1 protein-coding gene is annotated in these 263 nt (G+C 60.8%); it reads left to right on the top strand.

From position 1 onward, the window contains the following. Positions 1-263 (top strand): MaoC/PaaZ C-terminal domain-containing protein (locus AAEZ09_RS28520; protein WP_350601696.1); only part of this gene is annotated, 263 nt, incomplete at both ends.

Raw genomic sequence — 263 nt, 5'->3', positions numbered from 1 at the left:
CCGTCGCACAGCTCAAGGATTACATCGGCAAGGAACTGGGCCACTCCGAGTGGCTGACCGTCGATCAGCAGCGCGTCAACCAGTTCGCCGACTGCACCGGCGATCACCAGTTCATCCACATCGATGCCGAAAAAGCCGCGCAAACACCGTTCGGTGGCACCATCGCCCATGGTTTCCTGTCGCTGTCGTTGCTGCCGATGTTGTCTGGCGACCTTATGGTCGTGCCGGAAGGCACGCGGATGGGCGTCAACTATGGGCTGGAC

Origin of the sequence: Pseudomonas sp. 65/3-MNA-CIBAN-0223, from assembly GCF_040310425.1 — a bacterium.
Classification (GTDB): Bacteria; Pseudomonadota; Gammaproteobacteria; order Pseudomonadales; family Pseudomonadaceae; genus Aquipseudomonas; species Aquipseudomonas gregormendelii.
The sequence above is the reverse complement of the archived record's forward strand: the minus strand, read 5'-3'. Positions and strand labels throughout refer to the sequence as shown.